Origin of the sequence: Thiocapsa sp. C2-2m (assembly GCF_041903745.1) — a bacterium.
GTDB classification, from domain to species: Bacteria; Pseudomonadota; Gammaproteobacteria; order Chromatiales; family Chromatiaceae; genus Thiocapsa; species Thiocapsa roseilacustris.
Genome location: NZ_JBBWVD010000014.1, coordinates 60,796 through 86,232, shown reverse-complemented (window position 1 = coordinate 86,232; position 25,437 = coordinate 60,796). Strand labels below are relative to the sequence as shown.

The 25,437-nt window shown below is 63.2% G+C and carries 30 protein-coding genes; 17 read left to right on the top strand and 13 right to left on the bottom strand.

Features of this window, described 5'->3' with window-relative positions; all coding sequences use genetic code 11:
* Nucleotides 1-4 precede the first annotated feature (4 nt).
* The 4 genes from AADX97_RS12670 to AADX97_RS12655 form a co-directional block, all read right to left on the bottom strand.
* Nucleotides 5-772, bottom strand: a complete 768-nt coding sequence (locus tag AADX97_RS12670) for a c-type cytochrome (RefSeq protein ID WP_374235532.1) — start codon at nt 770-772, stop codon at nt 5-7.
* Nucleotides 769-1,335 (bottom strand): HPP family protein, encoded by a 567-nt coding sequence (locus tag AADX97_RS12665; protein WP_374235534.1) that lies wholly within the window; start codon nt 1,333-1,335, stop codon nt 769-771. The genes AADX97_RS12670 and AADX97_RS12665 overlap by 4 nt, the downstream gene beginning before the upstream one ends.
* Nucleotides 1,332-1,979, bottom strand: coding sequence for an HPP family protein (locus AADX97_RS12660; protein ID WP_374235535.1), 648 nt, complete (start codon nt 1,977-1,979; stop codon nt 1,332-1,334). The genes AADX97_RS12665 and AADX97_RS12660 overlap by 4 nt, the downstream gene beginning before the upstream one ends.
* A gap of 293 nt (nt 1,980-2,272) precedes the next feature.
* Nucleotides 2,273-2,992, bottom strand: a complete 720-nt coding sequence (locus tag AADX97_RS12655) for a Crp/Fnr family transcriptional regulator (RefSeq protein ID WP_374235536.1) — start codon at nt 2,990-2,992, stop codon at nt 2,273-2,275.
* A gap of 268 nt (nt 2,993-3,260) precedes the next feature.
* Between AADX97_RS12655 and AADX97_RS12650 the strand changes: the two genes are divergently transcribed.
* The 4 genes from AADX97_RS12650 to AADX97_RS12635 all read left to right on the top strand — a co-directional run bounded on the left by AADX97_RS12650 (nt 3,261) and on the right by AADX97_RS12635 (nt 6,750).
* Nucleotides 3,261-3,689, top strand: a complete 429-nt coding sequence (locus AADX97_RS12650) for a cytochrome c (protein WP_374235537.1) — start codon at nt 3,261-3,263, stop codon at nt 3,687-3,689.
* Between the two features lie 25 nt (nt 3,690-3,714).
* Entirely contained in the window at nt 3,715-5,136 is a 1,422-nt protein-coding gene (locus AADX97_RS12645; protein ID WP_374235539.1) for a cbb3-type cytochrome c oxidase subunit I, read from the top strand.
* Nucleotides 5,137-5,407: 271 nt separating this feature from the next.
* On the top strand, nt 5,408-5,827 hold the full coding sequence (locus tag AADX97_RS12640) for a DsrE family protein (protein ID WP_374235540.1): 420 nt from the start codon (nt 5,408-5,410) through the stop codon (nt 5,825-5,827).
* A gap of 62 nt (nt 5,828-5,889) precedes the next feature.
* Nucleotides 5,890-6,750: a formylglycine-generating enzyme family protein gene (locus AADX97_RS12635; RefSeq protein ID WP_374235541.1), complete on the top strand. Its 861-nt coding sequence runs from the start codon at nt 5,890-5,892 to the stop codon at nt 6,748-6,750.
* A 19-nt stretch (nt 6,751-6,769) separates the two neighbouring features.
* Here the strand turns inward: AADX97_RS12635 and chrA are convergent, their stop codons facing one another.
* Entirely contained in the window at nt 6,770-8,173 is a 1,404-nt protein-coding gene (chrA, locus tag AADX97_RS12630; RefSeq protein ID WP_374235542.1) for a chromate efflux transporter, read from the bottom strand.
* A gap of 369 nt (nt 8,174-8,542) precedes the next feature.
* On the opposite strand from chrA, the gene AADX97_RS12625 reads away from it, so the two are divergent.
* The 9 genes from AADX97_RS12625 to AADX97_RS12585 all read left to right on the top strand — a co-directional run bounded on the left by AADX97_RS12625 (nt 8,543) and on the right by AADX97_RS12585 (nt 15,629).
* Nucleotides 8,543-8,983, top strand: coding sequence for a DsrE family protein (locus AADX97_RS12625; RefSeq protein WP_374235543.1), 441 nt, complete (start codon nt 8,543-8,545; stop codon nt 8,981-8,983).
* Nucleotides 8,984-9,229: 246 nt separating this feature from the next.
* Nucleotides 9,230-9,814 carry a cytochrome c oxidase subunit 3 family protein gene (locus AADX97_RS12620; RefSeq protein WP_374235544.1) on the top strand — a complete coding sequence of 195 codons (585 nt, stop codon included), beginning with the start codon at nt 9,230-9,232 and terminating at the stop codon, nt 9,812-9,814.
* A gap of 8 nt (nt 9,815-9,822) precedes the next feature.
* Nucleotides 9,823-10,104 (top strand): cytochrome C oxidase subunit IV family protein, encoded by a 282-nt coding sequence (locus AADX97_RS12615; protein ID WP_374235545.1) that lies wholly within the window; start codon nt 9,823-9,825, stop codon nt 10,102-10,104.
* A 6-nt stretch (nt 10,105-10,110) separates the two neighbouring features.
* Complete coding sequence (locus tag AADX97_RS12610; protein WP_374235546.1) at nt 10,111-10,989, top strand: CbbQ/NirQ/NorQ/GpvN family protein; 879 nt, start codon at nt 10,111-10,113, stop codon at nt 10,987-10,989.
* Between the two features lie 214 nt (nt 10,990-11,203).
* Nucleotides 11,204-11,617 (top strand): hypothetical protein, encoded by a 414-nt coding sequence (locus AADX97_RS12605; RefSeq protein WP_374235547.1) that lies wholly within the window; start codon nt 11,204-11,206, stop codon nt 11,615-11,617.
* Nucleotides 11,610-12,629, top strand: a complete 1,020-nt coding sequence (locus AADX97_RS12600) for a 4Fe-4S binding protein (RefSeq protein WP_374235548.1) — start codon at nt 11,610-11,612, stop codon at nt 12,627-12,629. The genes AADX97_RS12605 and AADX97_RS12600 overlap by 8 nt, the downstream gene beginning before the upstream one ends.
* Before the next feature lie 165 nt (nt 12,630-12,794).
* Entirely contained in the window at nt 12,795-14,633 is a 1,839-nt protein-coding gene (locus tag AADX97_RS12595; protein WP_374235549.1) for a nitric oxide reductase activation protein NorD, read from the top strand.
* Nucleotides 14,634-14,763: 130 nt separating this feature from the next.
* Nucleotides 14,764-15,156, top strand: coding sequence for a DUF4160 domain-containing protein (locus AADX97_RS12590; RefSeq protein WP_374235550.1), 393 nt, complete (start codon nt 14,764-14,766; stop codon nt 15,154-15,156).
* Nucleotides 15,153-15,629 carry a hypothetical protein gene (locus AADX97_RS12585; RefSeq protein ID WP_374235551.1) on the top strand — a complete coding sequence of 159 codons (477 nt, stop codon included), beginning with the start codon at nt 15,153-15,155 and terminating at the stop codon, nt 15,627-15,629. The genes AADX97_RS12590 and AADX97_RS12585 overlap by 4 nt, the downstream gene beginning before the upstream one ends.
* A gap of 187 nt (nt 15,630-15,816) precedes the next feature.
* Here AADX97_RS12585 and AADX97_RS12580 read toward each other — a convergent pair whose 3' ends face one another.
* From AADX97_RS12580 to AADX97_RS12565, 4 genes are all read right to left on the bottom strand, one after another.
* On the bottom strand, nt 15,817-16,431 hold the full coding sequence (locus AADX97_RS12580) for an SCO family protein (RefSeq protein ID WP_374235552.1): 615 nt from the start codon (nt 16,429-16,431) through the stop codon (nt 15,817-15,819).
* On the bottom strand, nt 16,428-16,853 hold the full coding sequence (locus AADX97_RS12575; protein WP_374235553.1) for a hypothetical protein: 426 nt from the start codon (nt 16,851-16,853) through the stop codon (nt 16,428-16,430). Before AADX97_RS12575 ends, AADX97_RS12580 begins: the two co-directional genes overlap by 4 nt.
* A 142-nt stretch (nt 16,854-16,995) precedes the next feature.
* Nucleotides 16,996-17,634 (bottom strand): hemerythrin domain-containing protein, encoded by a 639-nt coding sequence (locus AADX97_RS12570; protein WP_374235554.1) that lies wholly within the window; start codon nt 17,632-17,634, stop codon nt 16,996-16,998.
* Nucleotides 17,631-18,590 carry a LysR family transcriptional regulator gene (locus AADX97_RS12565; protein ID WP_374235555.1) on the bottom strand — a complete coding sequence of 320 codons (960 nt, stop codon included), beginning with the start codon at nt 18,588-18,590 and terminating at the stop codon, nt 17,631-17,633. Before AADX97_RS12565 ends, AADX97_RS12570 begins: the two co-directional genes overlap by 4 nt.
* Before the next feature lie 202 nt (nt 18,591-18,792).
* On the opposite strand from AADX97_RS12565, the gene AADX97_RS12560 reads away from it, so the two are divergent.
* The 4 genes from AADX97_RS12560 (at nt 18,793) to AADX97_RS12545 (ending at nt 21,810) form a co-directional block, all read left to right on the top strand.
* Entirely contained in the window at nt 18,793-19,434 is a 642-nt protein-coding gene (locus tag AADX97_RS12560) for a TusE/DsrC/DsvC family sulfur relay protein (protein ID WP_374235556.1), read from the top strand.
* A gap of 312 nt (nt 19,435-19,746) precedes the next feature.
* Complete coding sequence (locus AADX97_RS12555; RefSeq protein ID WP_374235557.1) at nt 19,747-20,292, top strand: SiaB family protein kinase; 546 nt, start codon at nt 19,747-19,749, stop codon at nt 20,290-20,292.
* 19 nt (nt 20,293-20,311) lie between these two features.
* Nucleotides 20,312-20,707 (top strand): DUF1987 domain-containing protein, encoded by a 396-nt coding sequence (locus tag AADX97_RS12550; protein WP_374235558.1) that lies wholly within the window; start codon nt 20,312-20,314, stop codon nt 20,705-20,707.
* A complete protein-coding gene (locus tag AADX97_RS12545; RefSeq protein ID WP_374235559.1) occupies nt 20,704-21,810 on the top strand; it encodes a GGDEF domain-containing protein in 1,107 nt (368 codons plus the stop codon). The genes AADX97_RS12550 and AADX97_RS12545 overlap by 4 nt, the downstream gene beginning before the upstream one ends.
* A gap of 35 nt (nt 21,811-21,845) precedes the next feature.
* On the opposite strand, the gene AADX97_RS12540 is transcribed toward AADX97_RS12545, so the two are convergent.
* From AADX97_RS12540 to AADX97_RS12525, 4 genes are all read right to left on the bottom strand, one after another.
* The gene (locus tag AADX97_RS12540) at nt 21,846-23,042 is read right to left on the bottom strand and encodes a SpoIIE family protein phosphatase (protein WP_374235560.1); all 1,197 of its coding nucleotides are present in this window, start codon (nt 23,040-23,042) and stop codon (nt 21,846-21,848) included.
* Between the two features lie 22 nt (nt 23,043-23,064).
* A complete protein-coding gene (locus AADX97_RS12535; RefSeq protein ID WP_374235561.1) occupies nt 23,065-23,589 on the bottom strand; it encodes a V4R domain-containing protein in 525 nt (174 codons plus the stop codon).
* Between the two features lie 124 nt (nt 23,590-23,713).
* On the bottom strand, nt 23,714-24,970 hold the full coding sequence (locus AADX97_RS12530) for a hypothetical protein (RefSeq protein WP_374239295.1): 1,257 nt from the start codon (nt 24,968-24,970) through the stop codon (nt 23,714-23,716).
* 197 nt (nt 24,971-25,167) lie between these two features.
* Entirely contained in the window at nt 25,168-25,434 is a 267-nt protein-coding gene (locus tag AADX97_RS12525) for a DUF2249 domain-containing protein (RefSeq protein ID WP_374236207.1), read from the bottom strand.
* Nucleotides 25,435-25,437 lie beyond the last annotated feature (3 nt).

Sequence of the window (25,437 nt, the reverse complement as noted above, 5' to 3'; positions counted from 1 at the left end):
CGGCTCAGTCATCCAAAATCGAGATATACGCAAAGATGTCTTGTAGCTCCTGCGCGCTGAACGCGGCCAGAAGCTCGTCGGCATCCGGCTCCGAGGGATCGTGGATGCGTGTCTTATTGATGTATTTGCCGACTTGCCGCTGAAGGTAGTTGGTGTACTGGCCGGCCAGCATCGGCACGGCGTCCCGCGCACGACCCCAGCCATCACGTCCGTGACAGGAGGCGCACTCGCGTTGGTAGAGTGCTTCACCAGCAGCCGTATCACCCTGCGCCCGCGGGATCTGCAGGACGCGTTTGGTGGCCATGAGCCGTTCGTAGGCGTTAAAGTCGGGTGCCGATTCATCGACCGGCGGGAGTTGACTCGGAAGCTCAATGGCCGCCAGAAATGCGGAGATATCCCGGATATCGGAATCGGTCATCTGGCGCGGCTCAGTGTGCTCCACCATCGCCATATTCGCGCGATCCCGGCTGCGAAACAGGGCGAGCTGCCTGGCCGTGAAGGCCGCCGGCAAGCCGGCCAGGCGCGGATACTCGCCATCCTTGCCGCCCTGCCCGTACTCGCCATGACAGCCGGCGCAAACATCGTTGATCTCGGCACCCGTTTCAAGATCGGGCTCCAGATCGGTGGCCTGGGCGGAGTAAGCGACGACTTTCCCGGCATGCGCGCCAGCTGAACAGAGCACGAGCGGAACAAGCCAGAGGATCGCGAGGAGGAAGCCGGATGGGCTCGTCCGTTTGATCCAAAACCGCGTCGTCACCTTTTGGTCCGTCACATCCATACCTCCGGATAACGGCGTGTTGCCGGGATGTTGTTCACCACGAGAGCAACGGCCAGCAACATCAGGGGGCCAATCGTCGCTGGAATCAGAACATACAGATAACCGATCGCGTGGATCTCCTCCGAGCCGATCACCGCGATCAGTGCGGTGGCCCCGCCGGGCGGATGCAGCGTCTTGGTTAGATGCATCAGTGCGATGGCGGTCGCAACCGCGACGGCCTGCGCCAGCCAGAGCTCGCCGCCGAGTAGTTGCCAGCTGGTGACCCCGACCAGCGCCGAGATGACGTGTCCTCCGACGAGATTCCGTGGCTGTGCCAACGGACTGCGCACGGCGCCATAGACCAACACCGCGGAGGCGCCCAGCGAGCCGATGGTGAGCGTCAGATCGGTCCCGGAAAACAGCGCCTGATTGATCCAGGCAACCGATCCGATCCCCAGAAAGCCGCCCACCCAGGACCAGAACACCTCCTGATTGCTCACGCGCGGCGGACTGCCTCGCGTGGTTCCGCGCATCTTGCGCAGATACGCCTTCAGTGCAGACGGTGTCTCGGGGCTCACGGCAACGCATCCAGGTGGCACGCGGCGAGGACATCCTGACGCAACAGCAGACCGGCCAGCCGACCCGCGTCATCGACCACCGGCGTGCCGCGGCCTCGATGCTGCGCGAACGCCGCCATGATGCGGCGAAATCCGGCGCCCCGAGACAGTGTGATGGCGGGTGTCGTCATCAGACTGCCGACCGCAGTGGTGGTCAGCTCGTGGACCAGGCGCGAGTCGTCTTCGGCGAGTCGGGCAAGCAGACTCAGCGCGCCGGTACAGCCGATGGCGCGCAGCACATCGGTTTCACTCAAAATCCCCACGACGCGCCCGGCGGCATCCGTCACGGGCAGTGTCTTCAGACTCTGGCGGTCCATCTGCTCGATCGCCTGATGAAGCGAGACGGCGGGGTCGAGCGGCTCACTGACCGCGCGCATCAAGCGACCAGCCACCAGGCCCGCAAAGAGTCGCTCCATGGCATGCCGATGGGCCAGGTGATAGAGTTCCCGGAAATCCTCCGTCGTGATGTCGATATAACCCGAGAGGTGACGCATCGCATCAAAGATGTCCGCATCCGAAAGCTCAACCTCCGGGATGTCGACGCCCTCCATGAGCGCTTCCGCCTGATTGGGTTCCGGGTTGGTTTCGTAGGCCGGCCGCGTCATCACAATCACCTCCTGGCCATGCAGTCACCTCGTTTGTGACGCCGGAGTCTTCAAAACAGAGGATCACCGAACGCGCGCGATCGGACCGGTCGCGACCCCGGACATCCGCTCCGACCACGACCCTGATGCGGATTTGAAACCCGTGAAGACATCCGGGCCTTGACCTGGGTCAATCACAGCACGCCGCCAAAGGCCATCCGGCGGCAAGCCGGTGCGTCCGAGCGATACGGGGACTGGTCGATGCGACGGCGTTACCCCTGAATCCCCCGCCCCCCAGAGAATCGGCACCAGGCTCAGTTATTCAGCAAGCCGGCCGGTCCGCATGGCAGCACGCCGAGCTCCAGGTTGTCCTGGAGTTGGGCGATTTCACCCAGTGCGTCACGGTCGAGGATGGTGACCTGCGCGCCATGGACATCGATCACACCCTGGGCGCCAAGATCCTTGACCACGCGAGAAAAGGTCTCCGGCTGGATCGACAGCCGCGAGGCCAGCACACCCTTGCGAACATCCAGTTTGATCATCCGCCGGTCGGGCGGAATCTTGGCGAGCAGATAGCGGGCAACGCGGCTGCTCGCGCTATGCATGGTCAGGTTGTCGATCTCGCCGATCAACCCGCGCAGACGCTGACTGAGTGATCCGAGCATCAGAAAGCAGGTCTCGACCGACTCACGCAGCATTTGCGCGAAATCCCGTGCGTCCAGACTGATCAGCTCGGTCGGCGCCAGCGCCCCGGCACAGACCGGGTATCTCGGCGCGTTGAGGAACATCAGCGCCTCGGCAAAGGTCTGCCCCGGCGACACCAGCTCGATCACCTTCTCGGCGCCGCTGGGGGAGAGCCGGTACAACTGAATCTGACCCGCAAGCACCAGGTAGAAGCGCTCGGCTGGATCACCCTGACTGAACAGGATCTGCTCCGCCCCGAGCACAACGCGAACGGCATGCCGACTCACACGCTCCAGCTGCTCTGTGCTCAGGCCAGCCAGCAGAGGGGCGGTTTTCAACTCTTCGATCATCTCGGGCCTTCTCGCGCTCTCGCCATGGTTGACGTGACAGACGTCCGTCGTCGCGCCCCGCTTACTGGACCCCGAACGGCCTGTCAACCCGGCACAGAGCCGTAGTTTTCGGAGAAAGCAGGCTCGCTCCACCAAATCCAAGCCCACGAGGCGCAAAGGCGGCTTGATCTGCATCAAGGCATCAGGGCGGTCGGGGCCGTGCAATGCGCTCACCTTTGGATCGATCGACGAGGGACTTTCTCCAGTGGCACAAGTCTTCACGAAATCTATGGCGCGGAACATCTTTTATGGTGGGTCCGTCTTCTTCATCCTACTCTTTCTCGCCCTGACGCTCGACACCTCCTTCGCCTTGCCCGAGCGCGATCAACGCCATCAACTCGATCTGTCGACCGAGGTCGGCCAACGCATCGCCGAAGGCAAGGAGCTGTGGGAGAACAATAACTGTATCGGCTGCCACACCCTGCTCGGCGAAGGGGCCTATTTCGCCCCTGAGCTGGGGAATGTCTATACCCGCTTCGGCAACAACAAGGAGGCGATCAAGGCCTATATCCAAAGCCGTCCGCCAATGGGTATCCCGGGGCGACGCAGCATGCCTCAGTTCAACTTCAGCAACGAGGAGCTCGACGCGATCGCCGAATTCCTGAAATACAGCTCCGAGATCAATACGGCAGGCTGGCCGCCGAACATTCAGGGCTGATTCGCCGCACCGGAGAATCCATTCGATGAAATATGCATCTCAAGCCGTCGCCAAGCCGTATTTTATTGCTGCGATCGGACTCTTTCTCGCCCAAGTCATCTTCGGGATCGTCCTGGGTATCCAATATGTCGTGGGTGATTTCCTCTTTCCGGAGATCCCCTTCAATGTCGCCAGGATGGTGCACACCAATACGCTGATCGTCTGGCTATTGATGGGCTTTATGGGCGCGGCCTATTACCTGATCCCCGAAGAGAGCGAGCGCGAGCTATATGCCCCCTGGCTGGCGGTCGTCATGTTCTGGATCTTCCTGATCGCCGCCGCCCTGACTGTGATCGGCTATCTTGCGGTCCCCTACGCGCGACTGGCCGAGATGACGGGCAACGACATCCTGCCGACCATGGGGCGTGAGTTTCTGGAGCAACCGACCATCACCAAGGTCGGCATCGTGATCGTCGCGCTGGCCTTCCTGTTCAATATCGGCATGACGGTGCTCAAAGGACGCAAGACGGTCGTGAGTCTGGTCATGCTGATCGGTCTGATCGGTCTGGCAGTCTTCTTCCTCTTCTCCTTCTACAACCCGACCAACCTGGTGCTCGACAAGTTCTACTGGTGGTGGGTGGTGCATCTGTGGGTCGAGGGCGTCTGGGAGCTCATCATGGGGGCCATGCTCGCCTTCGTGCTGATCAAAACGACCGGCGTGGACCGCGAGGTGGTCGAAAAATGGCTCTATATCATCATCGCCATGGCCTTGATCACCGGCATCATCGGGACCGGACATCATTACTATTGGATCGGCGCGCCCGAGTACTGGCAATGGTGGGGATCCATCTTCTCGGCACTCGAGCCCCTGCCCTTCTTCATGATGACGGTGTTCGCGTTTAACATGGTGAATCAGCGTCGGCGCAATCACCCGAACAAGGCCGCCGTCCTCTGGGCGCTCGGCACCGCGGTGCTCGCCTTCCTCGGCGCGGGCGTCTGGGGCTTCCTGCATACCCTGGCGCCGGTGAACTACTATACCCACGGCTCGCAGATCACGGCGGCGCATGGGCATCTCGCTTTCTATGGGGCCTATGTGCTGATCAACATCACCATGATCTCCTACGCCATGCCGCTCCTGAACGGTCGGGAGGCCAACAGCATGCGCTCGCAGGTTCTGGAGATGTGGGCCTTCTGGCTCATGAGCATCGGCATGGTGTTTATCACGCTGTTCCTTACCGCGGCAGGTATTCTGCAGATCTTCCTGCAACGCTACACGGAAACGCCGCTGCCCTTCATGGTGGTGCAGGAGAAGGTGGCGCTCTTCTACTGGCTGCGGGTGATTTCAGGGCTCGTCTTCCTGGGCGGTTTGGGCACCTACATCGCGTCCTTCTTCGTCGCGGCGCACGATGCCAAGCACCCGCAGGCGATCGAGGCCGGTAAGGTGCAACCGAGTCCGGCAGTTGTCTGAGGAACGGGGTGCAAACCGGGGCCGATCGCGGCAATCCGGTCCCGGTTAGGCGCCGGACGCTAGGGCTATGCCGAGCGTGATTCATGCCGCTGCCAGCAGGCTGCGGCATGCCAACATCGACTCGGCTCCTGAACAGCTTTCGGGGCGACGTCTTCTCGGGTTACGCTGCCTCGCTCCGATCACCGCGTCGACGCGGCGCTCGAGTCCCTTGCCAAACCAACGATCTCTACACTTCGATCACCAGACCAACCAAAACCCTGAGGACACCGCTATGCGTCTTTTAGCCACACTTCTCGTGGCCTTCGTCTTGATCGCGGGCGGCCTCGTGGCGCCCGTCTTGGCGAGCGAAGACGACCCGCTCTTCATCAACCTGACAACGGATGACCCGCACCGCGCGAACATGGGCATCACCTTCGGGAAGAATCAGCTCGAACGCGGCCATCCCTTGACCATCTTCCTCAACGACAAGAGTGTCTTCATCGGGGCGAAGGCGAATGCCGCGACCTTCGGCGAGCACCAAGAGAAACTGGCCGCGATGATCGACAAGGGCGCCCTGGTACTGGTGTGTCCCATGTGCATGAAGCACTACGGCGTCGCCGAGGCGGATCTCATCTCCGGTGCGCAGGTCGGCAACCCCGATCTGACCGGCGGCGCACTCTTTAAAGACGACACGCAAACCTTGACCTGGTAGTCGCCTTCGAAGGGCCAAGCCGTCACCGGTTTTCCCCTTCGATCACTCTCGAGGACAGGTCGATGAAGCGCATGCCACTGTCGACGGCACTCTTGCTGACATCCTTTTGCTCGAACGTTTCGTCATCGGTCGAGCCGCCCGGCGATGTCGACCCGCGTTCGCCTGCGCGTCCGCCCGAACCGCTGCGCGATTCGCTCGCCGGCGGCGGACTGGCTCCGGAGCTTATAGCCCTGCCGGCAGGCCGCTTTACGCGCGGCGATCTGCAGGGAACCAGCACGGATGCCGACGAAAAACCTCCAACCGATGTAACCCTGTCGAGGCCATTCGCGATCGGGGTCTACGAGGTCACGTTCGACGAATTCGATGCCTTCTGCATCGCGACCGGTCGCGGCAAACCGGACGACTCCGGCTGGGGTCGTGAACGACGCCCTGCCGTCAACGTGACCTGGAACGACGCCGTCGCTTACACCCAGTGGCTGAGCGCCCAAACGGGCCGACGTTATCGCTTGCCGACCGACGCCGAATGGGAATACGCCGCCCGCGCCGGCACGAACACGCGCTTCTGGTGGGGCAATGATCTCGGTGTGGATCTCGCCAATTGCGCCGGTTGCGGCAGTGCTTGGGACGGGTACGAAACGGCGCCTGTCGGCTCCTTTCAACCCAACCCCTTCGGCCTCTACGACACGGCGGGCAATGTCTTCGAATGGGTCGCCGATTGCTTTGCGGAGACCTTCGCGAAGGCGCCTGCCGACGGGAGCGCTCATGAGAATCCCGCGGGCTGTGGTCAGCGGGTCTATCGGGGCGGCAGTTGGAGCTTTCCGCCCCGCGAGGTGCGCTCGGCGAATCGGTGGCGGGACTTCCCGACCGGCTCCAGCGACGACATGGGCTTTCGGGTCGTGCGCGAGTTCGATCCGGAGCGTTGATCCACGGCCCGCGGCCGGACTAACGCAGGAGCGAGTAACTCAGTCCCGCCAGTGCGCAGGCCGCGATCACCGCGATGACGCCGACGTTGAATCGCCACAGCGCGACGAACGCAGCGATCGTAAGCAGCAGCGAGAACCACTCGAAGGGTCCGGCGAACGGCGCCGCCTCGCTGCCCTCGGGCCAGAGGACATGCCAGGCAAAGAACACCGCCAGATTGACGATGACCCCGACCACGGCCGCGGTGATGCCGGTCAGCGGCGCGGTGAACTTCAGATCATGCCGTGTGGCTTCGATTGCGGGGGCACCGATGAGGATGAAGAGGAACGACGGCAGGAAGGTGAAGAAGGTGGCTACACCCGCCCCCGCGATCCCGGCGAGCAGCAGGGAATCGGGGCCGAAGATCTCCTTGGTCCATGCACCCACGAAGCCGACGAAGGCGACCACCATGATCAGTGGCCCCGGGGTGGTTTCGCCGAGCGCGAGGCCGTCGATCATTTGGGTCCCGGTCAACCAGCCGTGGGTCTCGACCCCGCCCTGATAGACATAGGGCAGCACTGCGTATGCACCGCCGAAGGTGACGAACGCCGCCTTGGTGAAGAACCAGCCCATCTGTGTCAGCGTCCCCGGCCAACCGAAGCCGAGCCAGAGGAGACCCTCGACCAGACCCCAGAGCGAGAGTCCGACCAGGGCGTAGCCCAAGGTATGCCGCCACGAGAAGCGAGCGCGCAACGGCAGCGGCGTGTCGTCGTCGATGATCGCCGGACCATAGTCGCCGCTGCCGGAGTCATGTCCGCCGCCGGTCCTGAATCGATCCGGCGCGATGCGCCCACCCAGATAGCCGATCAGGCCCGCGCCGAGCACAATCGCCGGAAACGGCACGTTCAGCGCGAAAATGGCGACGAAGGCCGCCGCGGCGATCGCCCAGAGCGCGCCGTTGCGCAGCGCTCGGGATCCGATGCGCCAGGCCGCGAAGACGACGATTGCCGTCACCGCTGGCTTGATCCCGTAGAGGATACCGGCGACCACCGGCAGATCGCCGTAGGCCAGATAGACGAAGGTCAGCGCGATCAGGATCGCGAGCGACGGCAGCACAAAGAGCACGCCCGCCATGATGCCGCCGAGTGTCCCGTGCATCAGCCAGCCGATATAGGTCGCAAGCTGCTGCGCCTCCGGTCCGGGCAGCATCATGGTGTAGTTCAGCGCATGCAGGAACCGATGCTCGCTGATCCAGCGTCGCCGCTCCACCAACTCGGTGTGCATCATCGAGATCTGTCCGGCCGGTCCGCCGAAGCTGATGAAGCCGAGCTTGAGCCAATAGAGAAAGGCATCCCCGAGGGTCACGGATCGCGGCGGCGAGGATGCAGGGGCTTGCGCGGGCGATCGACCGGGTAATGTTTTGGCGGTCTCGCGTGTCGTTGCCATAAAGGATCTCGGAGCGGGAATCCTCTCGGACCTGTTGGTGTCCTGGAGGGGCCTCACTCAGGCCAGAAGGGTTTCCGATAGGCCGGCTATCGATGTGATGGGACAGTATGATCACAAATGCCCTTGGCCGCGATACATCTGACGGCAGCCCGCGCTTGATGCTGAACCGGAAAAACTCTTCGCCTAGCGACGCGCGCCGCGGGCCGGTTGTCGTTTGATATCCGTCAAGGTCGGGACCCGAGGGTTCTCCTATCGTGAGTCTCGGGTGGTGACGTCATGACGCGGAGTCGCCCGGCGCCATCCAAACGGAGGCCGCAAATCGAAACAACCGATCCGAATCAAGACCAACCACAAGGAGTCAATACCCTCATGCGCACTTTAAAGACCTGGTGCTTGGGCCTGCTGCTCGTCACTCTATGCGTCGTCACCAACGCCCAAGCCACCGAAGATAAATCGATGGGCCTGTTCATCAACTTGACGACGAGTCAGACTGCCACTGCCGGTCACGCGATGCACTTTGCATCGAACATGCTCGAGCGCGGGCACCCGGTCGCGTTCTTCCTGAATCATCAGGCGGTCGCCTACGCCACCGCAAATGCACCCGACGAGCCTTTCGGCGATTCCGGACCGACGGTCGCCGACATGCTCGCGGATCTGATGGCGCGTGGGGCGAAGATGATCGTCTGCCGTCTCTGCATCAAGATGCAGGGGATCGACCCGCAGAGCCTCGTTGAAGGCGCCATGCTCGGCAACCCCGAGCTCGTGAGCGAATATCTCTTCGACCCGAGCTATCAGGTCATCAGCTGGTAGCCCACACGGCCGCAGGCGCCCTCGGCGGCTTGCCCGTCGGTGGGTGCCTGCGGCCTTTGTCTGCGTGGACTTTGTGAAAGAAGTGCGAGGTCGGCTAGTTGTCAGAAAGGCGCGCTGGCCTGGATCCCGCCGCACCCCGATTTGATGTCGATCAAAGCCGATATCCGACAGTCCCTCTAGGATGCAGGTCAATGAAGGGCCGCCGATGCCCGATCCGACCCAATCCGACCTGATCAAGAGCCCTCGATGTCCGCAACGCTCACGGCAGTCCCGCCCGTCCGTCACCCGCCGGGTGATTTGGCGATCTGGATCTTCATCCTCGCCGAGCTGGCGGTCTTCGCCATCTTTTTCGCCTCCTATGCCTTCGCGCGCATGGGCGATGTGGCGATGTTCAACCAATACCAGGCCACGCTCGATCAGCGCGCGGCGCTGTTCAACACCCTGGCCCTGATCACCAGCAGCTATTTCGTAGTGCGCGCCATTGCCGCAATCCGCGAGGATCAACGCAAAACGAGCGTGCGCTGGCTGCTCGCCGCCCTGGCCATGGGCACCCTGTTTCTGGTCGTCAAATCGGCGGAGTATGCCCACCATTTCGGCGAAGGCGTGCGGCTGAGCAGCAACACCTTCTATATGTTTTATCTCTCCTTGACCTTCTTTCATTTTCTGCATGTGGTGCTCGGTATGGTCATCCTGGCGGCGGTGGCGCTGAAGACCCACCAAGGTGCTTATTCCGCGAGTGAGCATACCGGCATGGAGACCGGCGGTGTTTATTGGCATATGGTCGATCTGGTGTGGCTGATCCTTTTCCCCTTGGTCTATGTGATGCGATGAACACCGTCATGAACACGCAAACCGCGATGCGCCCCTGCACACGGGTCTATCTGCTGCTCGTCGTGCTAACGGTGGTGACCTTCGCCGTCGGCTATTTTGATCTGCTCTCGGGAAACCGGGCCTTGTTTTTGTCGCTGCTCGTGCTCGGCTTTGCCTTGATCAAGGGTCAACTCATCGGCGATTTCTTCATGGGCCTGAAGGGTGTGCGCGGACCCTGGCGCTTCGTGATTCTCCTGTGGCTGTTGATCCCGGGAACCCTAATCACCGTCGCCTTCACACTAGCCGGCTGAGCACAGATGACATCCAGACACGCCGTTCGTCCGATCTCGATTCCGAACACCGGCGCGATGGCCGGTCACGCGGCGCAGGCGTCCGCCGAGACCCAGCGCGAGACCCAGCGCGAGTCGATCTTTTACAAGCCGCAAGGCCGCGAGGTCGCGCTCTTCGAATACGCATTCCACAATCGCCTGCCCGTGATGATCAAGGGGCCGACGGGTTGCGGTAAGACCCGCTTCGTGCGCTATATGGCCGAGCGCCTGTCGCGCTCGCTCTACACCGTCGCCTGTCATGACGACCTGACCGCGGCGGACCTGGTGGGACGCCATCTGATCGGCGCCGAGGGGACCTTCTGGAGCGATGGTCCGCTCACCCGTGCGGTGCGCGAGGGCGCCATCTGCTATCTCGACGAGGTGGTGGAGGCGCGCAAGGACACCACGGTGGTGCTGCATCCGCTCACCGACGATCGACGTATCCTGCCGTTGGAGCGCACCGGCGAGACCCTGCAGGCGCCGCCCGGATTCATGTTGGTCGTCTCCTACAATCCCGGTTATCAGAACCTGCTCAAGGGGATGAAGCCGAGCACGCGCCAGCGCTTCGTCGCGGTCACGCTCGGCTTTCCCGCGCCACGCCTGGAGGTCGCGATCCTGATCGGAGAAACCGGGATCGAGAGCGCATGGGCCGAGCTACTGGTGCGGATCGCCGGCTCACTGCGCGCACTCAAGGACCACGATCTGGAGGAAGGCGTCTCGACACGATTGCTTGTCTATGCGGCGACCCTGATCCAGGCCGGCATGGACCCACGCGACGCCTGTCTCGCCGCGCTGGTCGAGCCATTGACCGACGATGCCGAGACCATCGCGGCACTCGCGGATGTGATCGATGCGACACTCGTTTAAACCGCGCCCAGAGCGGTATGCGATGTTTTTGGATGAGATCGGCCCCGGTAGAGGTGACGAGCGTTGGAGTCGGCGCGGTTTAAAGTATCAGAAAATTTATGATTCCAAACCGCGTCCCCTCTAAGTGCTGTCGATGCATCAAACGCCGAGCTCACTGGAGAATGAGCATCTCGTTCTGGACGCGGTTTAGCCCAACAAACCTGGATGAAGCCTCATGAAGAGTACCTGGCATGAAGGTCAGCGGATCGCCATCGCCGCCGAGTCGCTGTATCTCGCCAACCTGCTCATCCTGCCCGGGGTCGGCTTTCTGCTCCTGCTGGCGCTCGCGTTTTGGGGGCGCGAGGGTCGCGCACCGCTGGCGGCTGCACACCTGGATCAAACGGTCCGCGCGAGTCTTTGGGCCGGATTGCTTCTGATCATCGTGATCTCCGCGGTCATGGCGATCGCCGGTGCCGGAGCCATGTTCGTCTGGACGCTGGTGATCCTCTATTTCATCGTCTGTCACACCACGCTGGTCCTGCTCGGTGTCTTCGGCCTGACCAAGGCGTTGGCTGGACACTGCTGGCGCTACCCTCTGGTCGGGCCGCCGCTTCCGGGCGGTTGTCCTCAGGCAAAACGCCATGTCTAGAACCCGGCTGCAACAGCGGCGTGCCTGGTTTCAGATCGGATTCTTTGCGCTCTTCCTGCTGGCGCCGCCGCTCGATCTCTTCCGGATCGATCTGACGCTCGGCCACGCGATCCTGTTCGGGCAGCACTGGACGCTCGGGATCGAGGACTTTCTCGCCGCTCGCACCGGCATCGGCGATGCGACGCTCAACCTCTTCGTGCGCGGCTTTCTGCCCATCTTCGGCGGCGCCGCGCTCTTCTTGTTCATTGCCTGGCGCTACGGGCGTCTCTATTGCGGTTGGCTGTGTCCGCATTTCTCGGTCGTCGAGACGATCAACGCGCTGATGCGCCGCGCCTCCGGCAAACCCAGCATCTGGGAGCGCCGCACCCTGCCGCCGCCGCTGCGCGGTCCGATTCCGAAGGAGACCAGCCCCAAAAAGGCTGGATCCGAACCTTACTGGAACCGCTGGTACTGGATCCCGACCCTGCTCGCCGTGGTCGGCTTCGCCTTCCTTTGGGCGCTGGCCCTGCTCACCTATCTCCTGCCGCCCTTCGAGATCTACCACAACCTGCTGAACGGCACCCTCACCCGCAACCAGAGCATCTTCCTGACGGCGGCCACGATCGCCTTCACTGTCGAGTTCCTGCTCGCGCGTCATTTCTTCTGCCGCTATGTCTGCGCGGTGGGTCTGTTCCAGAGCCTCGCCTGGATGGCCAATGATCGGGCGATGGTGGTCGGCTTCGACACCCGCCGAGCTACCGCCTGCACCGATTGCGACAACGCCTGCGACCATGCCTGTCCGATGCGGCTGAAGCCGCGCACGCTCAAGCGCAAGATGTTCACCTGTACCGAGTGCGCCGAGTGCATCTCGGCCTGCACACAGGTGCAGCACGGCGACCCGCAGCAGAGCCTGCTGCGCTGGGTCGAGGGCGCGGAGGCGTTGCCGGTCGTCACCGGACGCCCGGCGCCGACGTCCTCAGCTTCAGCTCCAAGCGAAGACGCCATACTGCCCGGAGCCTGTCGACAGGCGTAGGTCGAGGTTCAGAGATAAGTTGAGCACTGAATCTAATCGTTGTCTTGCACGACAGCGACAACGACAAGGACGACAGGGACGACAGGGACGACAGGGACCTATCGTGACAAAGGTGCGCTGTCGTCGAGTTGTTTGACTTTCAACGCAACGGTTGTGCGCCCATCAATGGAAGAACACGTCGGAGCACTCTGGCATCGCGCCATCACCCGTCTCTCGGAGCGGCGGCACCCCTCGGCGGCGGTGACGCTCGAAGAGGTGGCCGTCCCCATCGGGATCTTCTTTCGTGCGCTCGGCGGCGACGGCGGACTTCAGGTCGAAGCGGCAGAGGCGAGCGCACACGGAGCCCGTCGCGGGTTCCTGCAACGACTCGCCGGGCTCGACGAAAAGGTCGAGCTGGCCTGGCGTGACGAGCGCTCCTTGCGGCTGCCCGCCCGGATCGACCTCTTCCCGGAGCGGGCGCTCAATCGCGATCTCTACATCTGGCTTGCCGCGCTCGCGGCCCAGCAGACAGGCCCGACCCGAGATTGGCTCGTCGAAAGTCAGGACCAGGCCCGCCGGACGCTCTCGCGATTTCCGGGTCTTCGCCTGCGCTACCGGCGGTTGCTCGATGCCCATCTCGACCTGCGCCCGGATCCGCGTGCCCTGCCGGCGGATGAGCGTGCGCGCGAAGAGGTCATCCGTCTTGCGCTGGAGGATCCCGGCAGTGTCGCGCGGCTCCCGACAGCGCGCCGTCCACCCTATCCGGTCGTGCTCTGGCTGCATCCCGATCCCGAGCTCCCCGCGGGCGCATGGTCCGACCCCTCCGGAGGCGACTCGCAGGACATCGATCGCGATGCCGCGGTGGAGTCGCTGGGCGAGCGACGCCGGCGACGTGCTGAGCGGGTCGCCATGCCGGAGAAGGACCAGGGCTTGGTCACGATCCGGATGGAGAACATCCTCACCTGGGGCGAGCATGTCCAGGTCGACCGCGGGACCGACGAGGAGGACGACCTGGAGCGTGCCCGCACCGCCGCCGCCGATCTGGATCGCATCTCGGTCGCGCGCGACCGTAAGGCATCCGGCGCACGTCTGAAATTCGATCTGGACCTGCCGGCCGAGTCCGAGGACGACCTGGTCCTCTCGGAGGGGATCCTGTTACCCGAGTGGGACTGGCGAAAGGGCACACTTTGCCCGAATCAATGTCGCGTGATCCCGCTCATCGCCGCGGACGCCACACCCTGCGAGCTACCCGAGCGCCTGCGCCGCACGGCCCATCGGCTGCGCCACCAGTTTCAGGCCCTCGCACCGGCGCGGGTGTGGCAGCGCGGCCAATCCGATGGACAGGAGATCGACCTGGACGCCTATCTGCGTTTCGCCACCGATCGCCATGCCGGTGCCGGCACTCACGGCGACGGACTCTATCGCGACATGCGCAAAGGGGCGCGTGATCTGGTGTGTCTGCTGCTCTCGGATCTGTCGCTCTCGACCGACACCTGGGTCGACGACCGAGCACGCGTCATCGATGTCATCCGCGACAGTCTCTTTCTCTTCGCCGAGAGCCTGGCCGCGACCGGCGATCGCTTCGGCATGCTCGGTTTCTCCTCGCGCCGACGCGATCCGGTGCGGATCCACAGTCTCAAGGACTTCGAGGAGCCGCACGGCGCCGGCGTGCGCGGGCGCATCGCCGCCGTCAAACCCGGCTATTACACCCGCATGGGCGCCGCCATACGCTACTCGACTCGCCTGCTCGCCGCGCAGCCGGGCGGCCGTCGGCTCCTGCTGATCCTCTCCGACGGCAAGCCCAACGACCTCGACCGCTACGAAGGCCGTTACGGGATCGAAGATACCCGCCGCGCCGTCCGGGAAGCCCGCGCCATCGGCCTGACCTGCTTCTGCGTCACCATCGACGAGCGCGGCAACGACTATCTCCCCCACCTCTTCGGCACCGGCGGCTATGTCGTCATCCGCCGGCCAACAGAGCTTCCTGCGCAGCTCCCGGTTCTTTATGCGCGGCTGACGGCTTAAACCGCGCCCAACGCGGTATGCGATGTTCTTGGATGGGATCGGTCTCGGCAGACTTGGCGGCCGCTGGAGCTGGCGCGGTTTAAGATATGAAAAAATATAGAATTTTAAACCGCGTTCCCCGCTAAGGGCCGTGGATGCGCCAAACGTCGAAATCACTCGAAAGTTAGCATCTCGCTCCGGACTCAGTTTAGGAGGACAGATCGCCCCGGATCCGCATGACATCAGGCCCGAATGCGGTCTCGCGTCGGAATCGGTGTTTGTGGCGATGCAATGGTTGCACTACTATCACCTCATGCCAGTGATCGAACGCTTTGCTCAGTGTCGGGTGCGCATCAACGCCAATGATCATCCGCCGCCGCATTTCCACGTTGTGATGAATGATGGCCGCGAGGCTTTGGTGACGATCGCAGACATCAAGATCGTCCACGGCAAGGTGGTCGCCCGCGAGATCGTCAACGTATTGGCCTGGGCCGAAGCGAATCGGAACATGCTGGCCGACACCTTCGAGGAGTTGCAGCGATGAGCCAAGATCACTTCGTGTTAACGGCTGTGGAACCACTCCCGAGCTACCGCTTACGCCTGACCTATGCCGATGGAAAGACTTTCGAGGTCGACCTGAGCGAGCGCATCCAGACGAGTGCCTTCCTCGCGCCCATCAAGGATGAAGAGCTGTTCGTCCTTGCGACGCCTGGCTTTGCCGGCCGCTCGGTGGACTGGATCGAGGGCGAGCTCGACCTGGGATCGGATAACCTGAGACATCTTGCGGTGGAGCAGGCCGGCGGTATCGGTCATGAGCGTATCTGGTCCTGGCTGCACGACAACGGACTGACCCTCGAGGAGGGGGCCGAGGCGCTGGGGATCTCGCGACGGATGTTGATCTACTACCGTGACGGCGAAAAACCCATCCCGCGCTCGATTTGGCTGGCCTGCCTGGGATGGGAAGCGGTGCGACCGCAAAATAGGAGTCTGCCGATGCATGTCGGCGATTCGATGTGACCGCTTGGCACGGGACATTCAATCAAATTTGATCAAAGGGTTATACTCAGGCCAGAGAATCAAAAAACCGGCAAAGAGGATCGATCCCATGCAGCGCCGGACGTTTGAGGCGCGACTCGCCGAGCTTTAGCGGCGCCTTCGGGATCGCCAAAGGACGCTTTACGTTACGTGCGGTGCCACATCCCCGTCACTGCACGCGCGCTATCGGCGTCTCGTCCAGAAGCATCTCGATCCGTTCGGCAATCTCGGCGGCCGGTGTCGAGTAACCGAACTTACGGATATAGCTTCCGTCGGGGCCGAGCAGATACATGCCAGCGCTGTGGTCGACGTGGTAGCGGTCAGCCGGTGCACCCGGCTCGCTGACCTTCTCGAAACGGGCGTTGAAGTTCTGAGCGGCGCGCGCGATGAGCGACGCCGAGCCGGTCAGGCCGATGATGCGCGGGTGGAAGTAGGCGGTATAGGTCGCCAGCACCTGCGGGGTATCGCGCTGCGGATCGACCGTGATGAAGATCGGCTGGACGCGATCCGCACGATCGCCTAACCGCTTCAGGATCGCCGCCGCCTCGACCAGCGTGGTCGGGCAGATGTCCGGGCAATAGGTATAGCCGAAGGCGATGAGCTGGAATTGGCCGGGGAAATCGGCGTTGGTGACCGCACGCCCGTTGGCGTCCATCAGGAGGTAACGTCCGCTCGGCGGGGACTCGTCGGCGGCGGGCGCATCGGCGGCGTCGACCGATGCCGTGGCCATGCCGGCGGTCAGAAGCAGCGCTGCAACCAGCGGAGCGACGACGGGGATCCTCATGATCCGGTCTCGTCGTTCGACAGGGACGTCTCGGCGCCGGGCGGTTCCGGATTCGCGTGCTCCGGATTCGCGTGTTCGGGGAAAACCGCCTTCAGTGCTGACGCCGATTCCGCCAATCGCGCAGCCAGATCGGCCTCGGTCGGGCAGGTCGTCCCGTCCTTGGTCGCCGCGAGGAAGGCGGCGTTGGTCGCCGTCTCGAAGAGGGTTCCGTAGCGGCGGGTCTTGGGGGCATGGCCGATCATCAATGCCTTCGCCTCGCTGGACGCATCGAACTGCCGACAGGCGAGCGCCTGGCCGTTCAGCGTTCCCAACGTCCGGACCTCCACGAAGCCGATCTCGTTCGACGCGGCCTGATCGGCCGAATCTGCGAAAGCGAGACCCGTGGATATCAGCAACAGACCGGTCAGGATCGGAAATTTCATGCGAGGCATCCCAGGCTTCGGCGGGGTCGGTGTCTTCGCGGATGCGCTCGGGTCGCCGACGCCTCCTCTTTTTTATCATCCGGATCAAAACCAAGCTCGCTTTTCAGCATAGCGCAAGGGGATTCCAATCCCTTGACGGAGATCAAGTGCGGCAGACCGGCGCGGGCTCATGATCGTGAAGCGCTTGGATCCGCTCCAGTTCCTCTGCCCCCAGGGCAAGCTGTGCGGTCTCGAACAACTCCTTTTCCTCGAACCGGATGTAATCCGTGAGCATCTCCGCGAATGCGGTCAGGGCGTCGGATCCGCCCGTCGCGATCAAGGTCCGCATCCTCAGATGCTCGTCCAGGGTACGCTCCACCAGCATCTCCTCACCGGCCGCACGCAATGCCGGCAGCAGTCCGCGCTCTTCGAGCTTGAAATGAGGCTGTAGCTCATCGGCGAAGCGTTGCCTCAGGTCCGCCCAAGCGGCCTCGCGATCGCCCGAGGCCCCGGCTTGCTCACGCGCCCGCCGCGCGATGACCAGGCCGCTGTGATGTTCGCTCGACAGGCGCCGCAATGCTTCGATGCGCTGCATGGGTCGTTGCTCCGTTTTGAGAATGGAACCCTCGGATAACGGGGTTTCGAGTAAAGCCGAGACATCGAGCCCTTTGATCGCTTGGAGCGCAAGCTCCCAACGGCCCTCGCCGCACAGTCCGCTAATGCCGGCCTGCTCATAGGCTGCCGATGCCGCCTGCAGGCAGGCTGATCTGACCCGTTCGGCAAGCGAGCGCGGGTCGGTCACGACTGCCGCATCTCGCGAGCTGAGCTTGGCGGACCAACAGGCTCGGGGAGCTGGTCGTGCCCGGTGGCGAGCGGCTCGGGCGTGCATTCCGTCGGCGTGCCGCCGTCGGCAGGCGAGCGTTCCGCGATGACGGCGTGCAGGGTCGAAAGCGCTGCATCGAGAACGGGCGACTCGCTCTCCAACGGATAGACCACGTAGGCCGGCAACAGAAACCGCGGGCTTTCCGGTGCGACGTGCAGGCATCCCGCACGAACGTAAGTTGCGGCGACGCGCTCCGGGACGAAGCAGGTCCCTCCGTTGGCTAAAATCAACTGCAGACCCAGCCAGCCGATATTGGCCATCTGGGCCGGCCGTTCCAGATTCGGGTAGACCTTGCTGTGCTGGGCATAAAAAGTCGGCCCCCAGTTCACGTAGACATAGCCGTCGTCGAGCTCGGTGCGCCTCGGATCGCTGGTCACCAGGATCAGGGTTTCGTCGAATAGGTGCTCGACCTGAAGGCCGGCGCTGTGCTGGGGCGTGTACATCAAGGCGAGGTCCAGGGTGCCCTCGACGATGCGCCTCATCAGGTCGTCCTCGAAACCGATCTCGCTGCTGATCGAGACATCCGGTGCCTGCTCGCGCATCCGTCCGGCCCAGAGCGGCAGGAAGCCGTCCCAAAGGGCAATACGCGCGCCGATCGTGATGCTGGCCCGAAAGCGGCTGGGTAGACCGACGTCGTGGCGTGCCTGCTCAAGCGTCAACACCAGCGTCTTCGCATGCCGAAGAAAGCGTCGGCCCGCGGGGGTGAGTGTCGCGCCCGAGCGGTTGCGCACGAACAGCCGAGCGTTCAGATAATGCTCGAGACCCTGAATGCGCGCGCTGACCGTGGATTGGGTGACGTGCACGCGGTTGGCGGCCTCTTGGAAGCTCCCGTGTGCGGCCACCGCCAAGAAGGTTCTGACCTGGTCAATGTCCATAAGCCGCGTTCCGCATGGCATGCGCTCGTCTCATGTTGTTCCGCCTTTGTATCAATCCGCACGGGCTTGAGCAAACGCGGCTTAAGTCCTTTGGTATCGAGAAACCCGATATCTACCGCCGAAAGGATTTGTTTGTCTCGGGTTCAAGTAGAGGCTAATTTGATGATATCGACAAAGTATCGATGGAGTCGGAGACGAGACCATGATTGACGTAAAGGTGTCCATGAAGGTCACGAACGAACCGTTGAAACGTACACCCGTGGTCCTGAAGCTCGATGCGGACGGGTCCGAGACGGCGCCTGTCCTCACCGATCGTGCGGGCTGGGCGCGCTTCGATCTTCCGCCGACCAGCGGGAAGGTGCTGGTGTCCGGTGTGGAGCGTTTCGACGGTCGCCTCGACGGCGAGATCCCGATCGAGCTTTGGTCGATTACCCAATCCGAGCACAACTCGAAGGGCTTGCCGGGCGAGTTCCCCTCCGGCAGCAATGCCTATCCGAACATGACCACGCGCAGCATCCAGGTCGGTGACCGCGCGATCCTCACCGACAGCGAAGGCTACCTGGTCGATCCGTCGGATTGGTCCGAAGAGTTCGCCCGAGCCCTGGCGGCGGACGACGGGCTGGAGCTCAACGCCGAGCACTGGGAGATCATCCGTTTCCTCAGAGCCAGCTATGCCAAGCATGGCACCCAGGCCATTGTGCGCGACATGATTACCCATTTCCGCACCGTCTGGGGCAGCGAGAAGGGCAGCAACCGCTATCTGCATCGGCTCTTTCCGCGCGGTGGTCCGCAGAAACAAGGCAACCGCCTCGCCGGATTGTTACGCACCAAGGGCGAGCACTAAGGCCACAACCGGGACCACCACTGGGGCTCACTACAGCGCGTCCAGGCCCCAGGGACCGCAGGCTTCAGTCGGCGAGGATTGCCGCAGGCGCCGACTGAAGTCGGCGGTCCGGGCAAGCGACAGATTTGGGATTGTCACCCGCCCGCCATCTCTTCGACACCCCTTCGACACCCGGACATCCGAGTGTCTATACTAAGCCGCCACGACACATCGCCTGCCGCCTCCTGTCGGAGCCGGAAAGACCGGGCGCGCTTCTCGACGCGATGTCGTCGCAATGCCGGATCCGTCTAGACCCGACCCCGAGACACGACAATGGATCAGCTCGATCTCGTTCAACTGCAACGCCAATTGAGCCATCAGGGCATCCTGATGAGCTTCAGTGGTCCCTTCTCGCACAGCATCATCGAAGAGTTCGGTCATGCGATGAAGAACTATCTGGGGGACGCCAGCCCGACGGGCTCCGCGCTCATGGACGTCTTCGCGATCTATATCGAGCAGGCGCAGAATGTGCGCAACTACATCAAGCGTTGGGACCAGGATCCGGATCATGCCCAACTGCGCTATTCAGGCATCGTCGTCATTGCCCATAACGCCGGTCACTATATCGTCAGCTCGGGCAATCTGATCGACCGCGGCGACGCGCCTGGCCTGGTCGCGCATTTGGAGCATCTGAACGGGCTCGACAAGGCGGAGCTCAAAGTCCTGCAACGCCGGCAGATGCGCGAGCCGCTGACCGCGGCCGGTGGCGGCGGTCTGGGTCTAATCGAGATGGCGCGCAAATCCAGTGGGCCTTTGGTCTACGCCTTGACCGATATCGATGATCGGTTTGCCTTCTTCAGCCTGAGCGTCATGATCTGACGCACACGAGATTATCGGAATGGAAGACTTAATCATCGAAGCAACGCGCTCCTCGCCGGAGATCCGATTCGATGCCGTGGCGCGTCGCCTGACGCTGCGCGGCGAGTCCTATCCGGAGAATGCCGCGGCCTTCTACGCCCCGGTCTTCGCCTGGGTGCAGGCACTGCTGGACGCCCTGCGCCCCGCAGAGCCCGTCGAGGTCGAGCTTGAGATCGGTTATCTCAACAGCAGCAGCACCAAGGTGATCCTGAATCTGCTTGATCTGTTGGATCTCGCCGCACAGAAAGGCGCGTCGATCCGCGTGACCTGGCGTTACGATTCGCGGAACGAGTCGGCGCTGGAGTGCGGCGAGGATTTCAGTGAAGAGCTGACCGCGGTGGAGTTCCGGCTCGTCGAGATCGAGGCCGGCCCGTGACGTCGCCTGCCCCGGGATTGCTCGACGGCGAGGAGCAAACCTTACGGGTTGCCGAGGATCTCCTGGCGTCCGGCGAGCTTGGCGCCGGAGCAGAACCCTTCGGCGAGCTGACCCGCCAATACGGCCGTCTGCTGCGTCATGTGCGCTCGCTGATCAAGGTCAGCGACCGCATGCAGATCGAGCTCAATCATCTCAACGACCGGCTAAGCAAGAGCGAGCTCAAGTATCGCTCGCTCTTCGACAACGTGAGCGAAGGGATCTTCATCGCGCAGTTGAGTGGCCGGTTCCTGGATGTCAATCCGGCGATGGCGCGCACACTGGGCTACGGCACCCCGCTGGAGTTCCTGCGAGTTCACGAAGAAGACGAGCTCTGGCCCTTCCTTGACGCGTTCGAGAAGGAGCGCTTCATCGCCAACCTGGCCGAGCACGGCAGCACGACGCGCCTGCAGACCCGAATGCTCCACAAAGACGGCAGCATTATCTGGGTCGAAATCAACGCCCATGCCCATTCAGATGACCACGGCGCACCGACCATGATCGTCGAGGGCATCCTCTCGGACATCACCGAGCGCAAGCGCATGGTGGACGAGCTGCGTTATCTGGCCACCACCGACGGTCTGACCGGTCTGCTGAACCGTCGACATTTTCTGGAGCTGTGCGAGCACGAGCTGCAACGTCGTCGCCGATCGGACCAGCACATGGGTCTCTTGATGCTGGACGCCGATCACTTCAAGCGCGTCAACGACAGCTACGGCCACGACATCGGCGACGAGGTGCTGCGGGCCTTATCGCGTCTGTGTCGCCAGCAGTTTCGCGAAGGCGATTTGATCGGCCGACTCGGCGGCGAAGAGTTCGCGATCCTGCTCCCGAGCTCAAGCCCGCAGAACACGCAGGACGTGGCCGAGCGGCTGCGCCGGAGCATCGAGCAAACCCATCTCCCCATGCCGGACGGCACGATGCTGAACTTTACCGTGAGCATCGGCACCTGCACCCTGCCGACCAGCCAGGTCGCCATCGGGGCCCTGCTCAAGCTGGCCGACCAGGCCCTCTTCGAGGCCAAGCGCAGCGGGCGCAATCGGGTGATCGCACACCTTGCCGAGTGATCGGCGCTCGACGCTCGCCGATTCAACCCGCCGGCTCAACCAAGCGCCCGCCAACCGAGCACTGTCACATCATCACGCCGCTCGTGCTCGCCCGCATGGGCAAGGAACGCCGCCTCGATCTGCGCCCGCTGCGTCGCGAGCGGCTGATCCCAGACCGCCTCGACGATCCGCGTAAAGCCCGACCGGCCCAAGGGGAGTCCGCCCGGGTCACCGGGCTGATCCAGGAGACCATCCGAGCAGAGATAAAAGACACTGCCCGGCTCCAGCGGCAAGCTGTGGCTGGTGAAGACGACGTCACTGCGTGAGCGTTTGTAGCCCAGACTCGGCCGGTCGCCGCGGACGACATCAACCGCGCCGTCGCGCACACGGTAGAGTGGCAGATGCGCGCCGGCGAAGATCAGCTCACCCGCGTCCGGACGCAGCAGACAGATGGCCGCATCCAGGCCGTCGTCCGACGGGCTCGCGTCGGTTTCCTGTCGCAGGGTTGTTTTGACCCAGTCATTCATGCCGTGGAGTAAATCGGCAGGCGCATGGCAGGCCTCGTCCTGGATCAGGCGTCGCAGCCCGGCCACTGCAAGCATCGACATCAGGGCGCCGGGCACGCCATGACCGGTGCAGTCCAAAAGCGCCACCAGCACGCCGGCGGGACAGGTTTCGACGCAGAAGATATCCCCGCCGACAATGTCGCGCGGCAACCAGATGCTGAAGCCATCGACCTGGGCCGGGGCGAAGGCCGCATCCCCCGGCAGCAGCGCCGATTGGATGCGCTGGGCGTACTGGATGCTGTCGGTCACGCGCAGCAGGAGCTGATCCGAGCGCTCTTTCTCCACGCTCAAATCCGCGAACGCCTGTTCCAACTGGCGTGTCATCTCGTTGAAGGCGGCCGAGAAGTCGCCCATGAAGTCGACCCGCTGCGTCAGATCGCCGGCGGCGATCTGTTGGGTCTTCCAGGTGAGATGACGCAGATTGGCCTGCAGGCTCTTGAACGACTGCACGACGCGCATCTTGCTGGCCGGCGGCTCGTAGTCCAGCTCGCCGCGCGCCATCGCATACATGAAATCGGCGAACAGGGTGTATTCGCCGATCAGCCGGTTGAAGTACTCGACGAATTGACGAAACTCGTTGGCCGGGTACTCGGGCGGCAGCTCCAGAAGCGGCGGTTTCTCGCCGCGCAGGATCCGATAGCTCGCCTCGGTGAGCCGATCGAGATCGCCGACATCGACCTGGATCATGCGCGGTGGCTCCGCTCAGCCGTCACAGCGCCAGTGCCTCGAAGCGACAAACCCGATCGCCGGATGCCCAGCAATCGACCTCGCGGACCTGAAACTCGCGGCCCGTGTGGGATGTGAGCAGTCCGTGAATGAAGCCTTCATCGTAGGTGCAGACCTGCTCGCCGCAGACCGGGATACCGGAGCAATCGAGATCTTCCGCAACCGTGAGCGTGAACCGCAGTTGCTCCAGATCGGCCTTCTCCACGCGCAGGATGCCGATATTGAGCTGCTTGAGCGAATCCTGAAGATCGGCCACTAAAGCCTGGAAGTCGTGCTTTTGCGTCAGGACGTTCTTGTAGAACTCTTCGCCTGCGCGTTTGCCCGCGTCGTAGAACAGATGATCGGCCTCCGAGACGCCGATTCTCTGGATCAGAACGTCGCGCAGCGTGAACTGCATCAGCCGGTAGACGGCCACGTTCATGGAATCGCCCAGATTGGGGCGGCCCTCGTCGAGGTTGCCGAGCATCGACCAGTCGAAGCGGGATTCGGTGCGTTCTTCTTTGAACATCGTCGTGTCGCCAAAAGTAAGGATGCGGCCGTCGCAGCAGGAACGGCGGATGGATCGGCCGCACGAGAACCCCATCCGTCATCCCGGATTCAGTATATCCGGCTTGGCTTGAAGATGAGCCCTTTCAGACGCAGGCCGCGTCGTCCGTCAGCGCAAGGCGTGCGTCAATACGCCGATAGGTGCGTGCAACGCCGATCAGCAAGCCCAGCAGCAAGGCAGAGGACAGCGCGAGGACCAGGCCCGCCGGTCGCGCCAGCGCCGGAACGAAGACCGATCCACAGAGCAGTCCCAGTGCGAGCAGATGGAGGCCGACCTGCGCCTGCGCCAAAGGGATCGACAGCAGGCTGCCCATGTGGGGGATGCGCAGATCAAAGCGCCTGGCGGCGAGTTGGCGGTGCTGCAGATGAAACCAGGTCAAGAACGGCATGATCTTAAACAGCATGCCAGCCGGCAGGCCGACGCCGAGCCCGACCAGCAGCAGCACGCCGACCAGCGTCGGCGGCGCCGCGAAGGCCCAGGCGACGGCGGCCATGCCGATGCTCAGCATCGCCGACCACCAATGGATCAGCGTCGGATCGAGCCGCGGCCGCTGTCGGCGGCGGATCAGCACCAGCGTCATCACGGCAAAGCCCACGAAACCCAGCCCGGCGGCACCGAACAGCATCCGGCCGAGACGCTCATCGCCGAAGAGCCAGGCCACACTGGCCCCGGTGATCCCGATCAAGAGAACGGGAGCCAGCCACCGCCTGATCGGCGTGGGATAGGCCGGCGTCACATAGAACATCGGCAGCACCTGAATGGCCACGCCCATGACGAGCAGTCCGACCCATCCCATCAGGCCCCAGGCGGCATGCACGTCGACCGTCCGGGCAACGTCCGGTAGTCGGATCCAACCCAGGACAACGGCGACCAGCAGGAGACCCAGGATCACCGTCACGACCAGCGAAATGGCCGCAGTGCGCAAGGCGAGCAGCGTGCCGGGCACCCCGCGCGCCCCCGCCAGAGCGATGGTGACGGGGACCACGAAGACCAGAAAGCCCAGTCCTGTAGAGACCCCGCCGAGCAGTAAAGCCGCCGCACCGCCGGTCAGCAGCAGATGGGTGAGCGTGCCGACCAACCGCACCGCCGGGACCGGCGCACCCGCGACCACGGGCAGCATCTGCAACAGAGCACCGCACATGATCAGGCCGAGATAACCAATGGCGATCAGATGAGTCGCGGCAAGTGCGCCGGGCATCCAGCGCGAGACCAGGAGGGTTGGTCCCTGCCAGGCTAAGAGCAGCCCGGCGGCGATCGCGAACAGCGGCGCAGTGAGAAAAAACCGCGCGGGGATATCGATCGGCGGGGCCTGGTCGAGAGAAAGTCCGCCCGTGTCCATCATTTTATGAACCGCGTTTTGAGTGAGTAACGTCGCTTTGTCGTCTGGGCTTGGCGTCGCCGACACCTGAGGCCATTGGCGCGACGCGGTTCAAAAAAATGAATCGATTGATCTTTTTAAACCGCGCAGCTCCGAAGCCGGTCGGCAGGGAGGAACCGGGAATCCGAGCACTGAACACCGCATGGCCCAACGCGCGAGGTTTAAAAACGGCCCGCGCCCTGTTGCCGGAATCGACTGACCGGACGCTGACGCTCCGGCATGGGTGAGATCAGGATACGATACCGATCGTCCTCTGCGCTGCTCTCCCAGCGGTAGCCCATGCGTCGCAGCATGTCATAGAGCGGATAAGGCTCGCGACGATGGAGCACGCACAGGCGGTCGCCAGGTGGCAGCTCTGCGAGCGCATCGAGAATCCGCTCCATCGGCTCCGGGGCGGGAAGATCGCTGACGTCGAGTGTTCTGTCCATTGC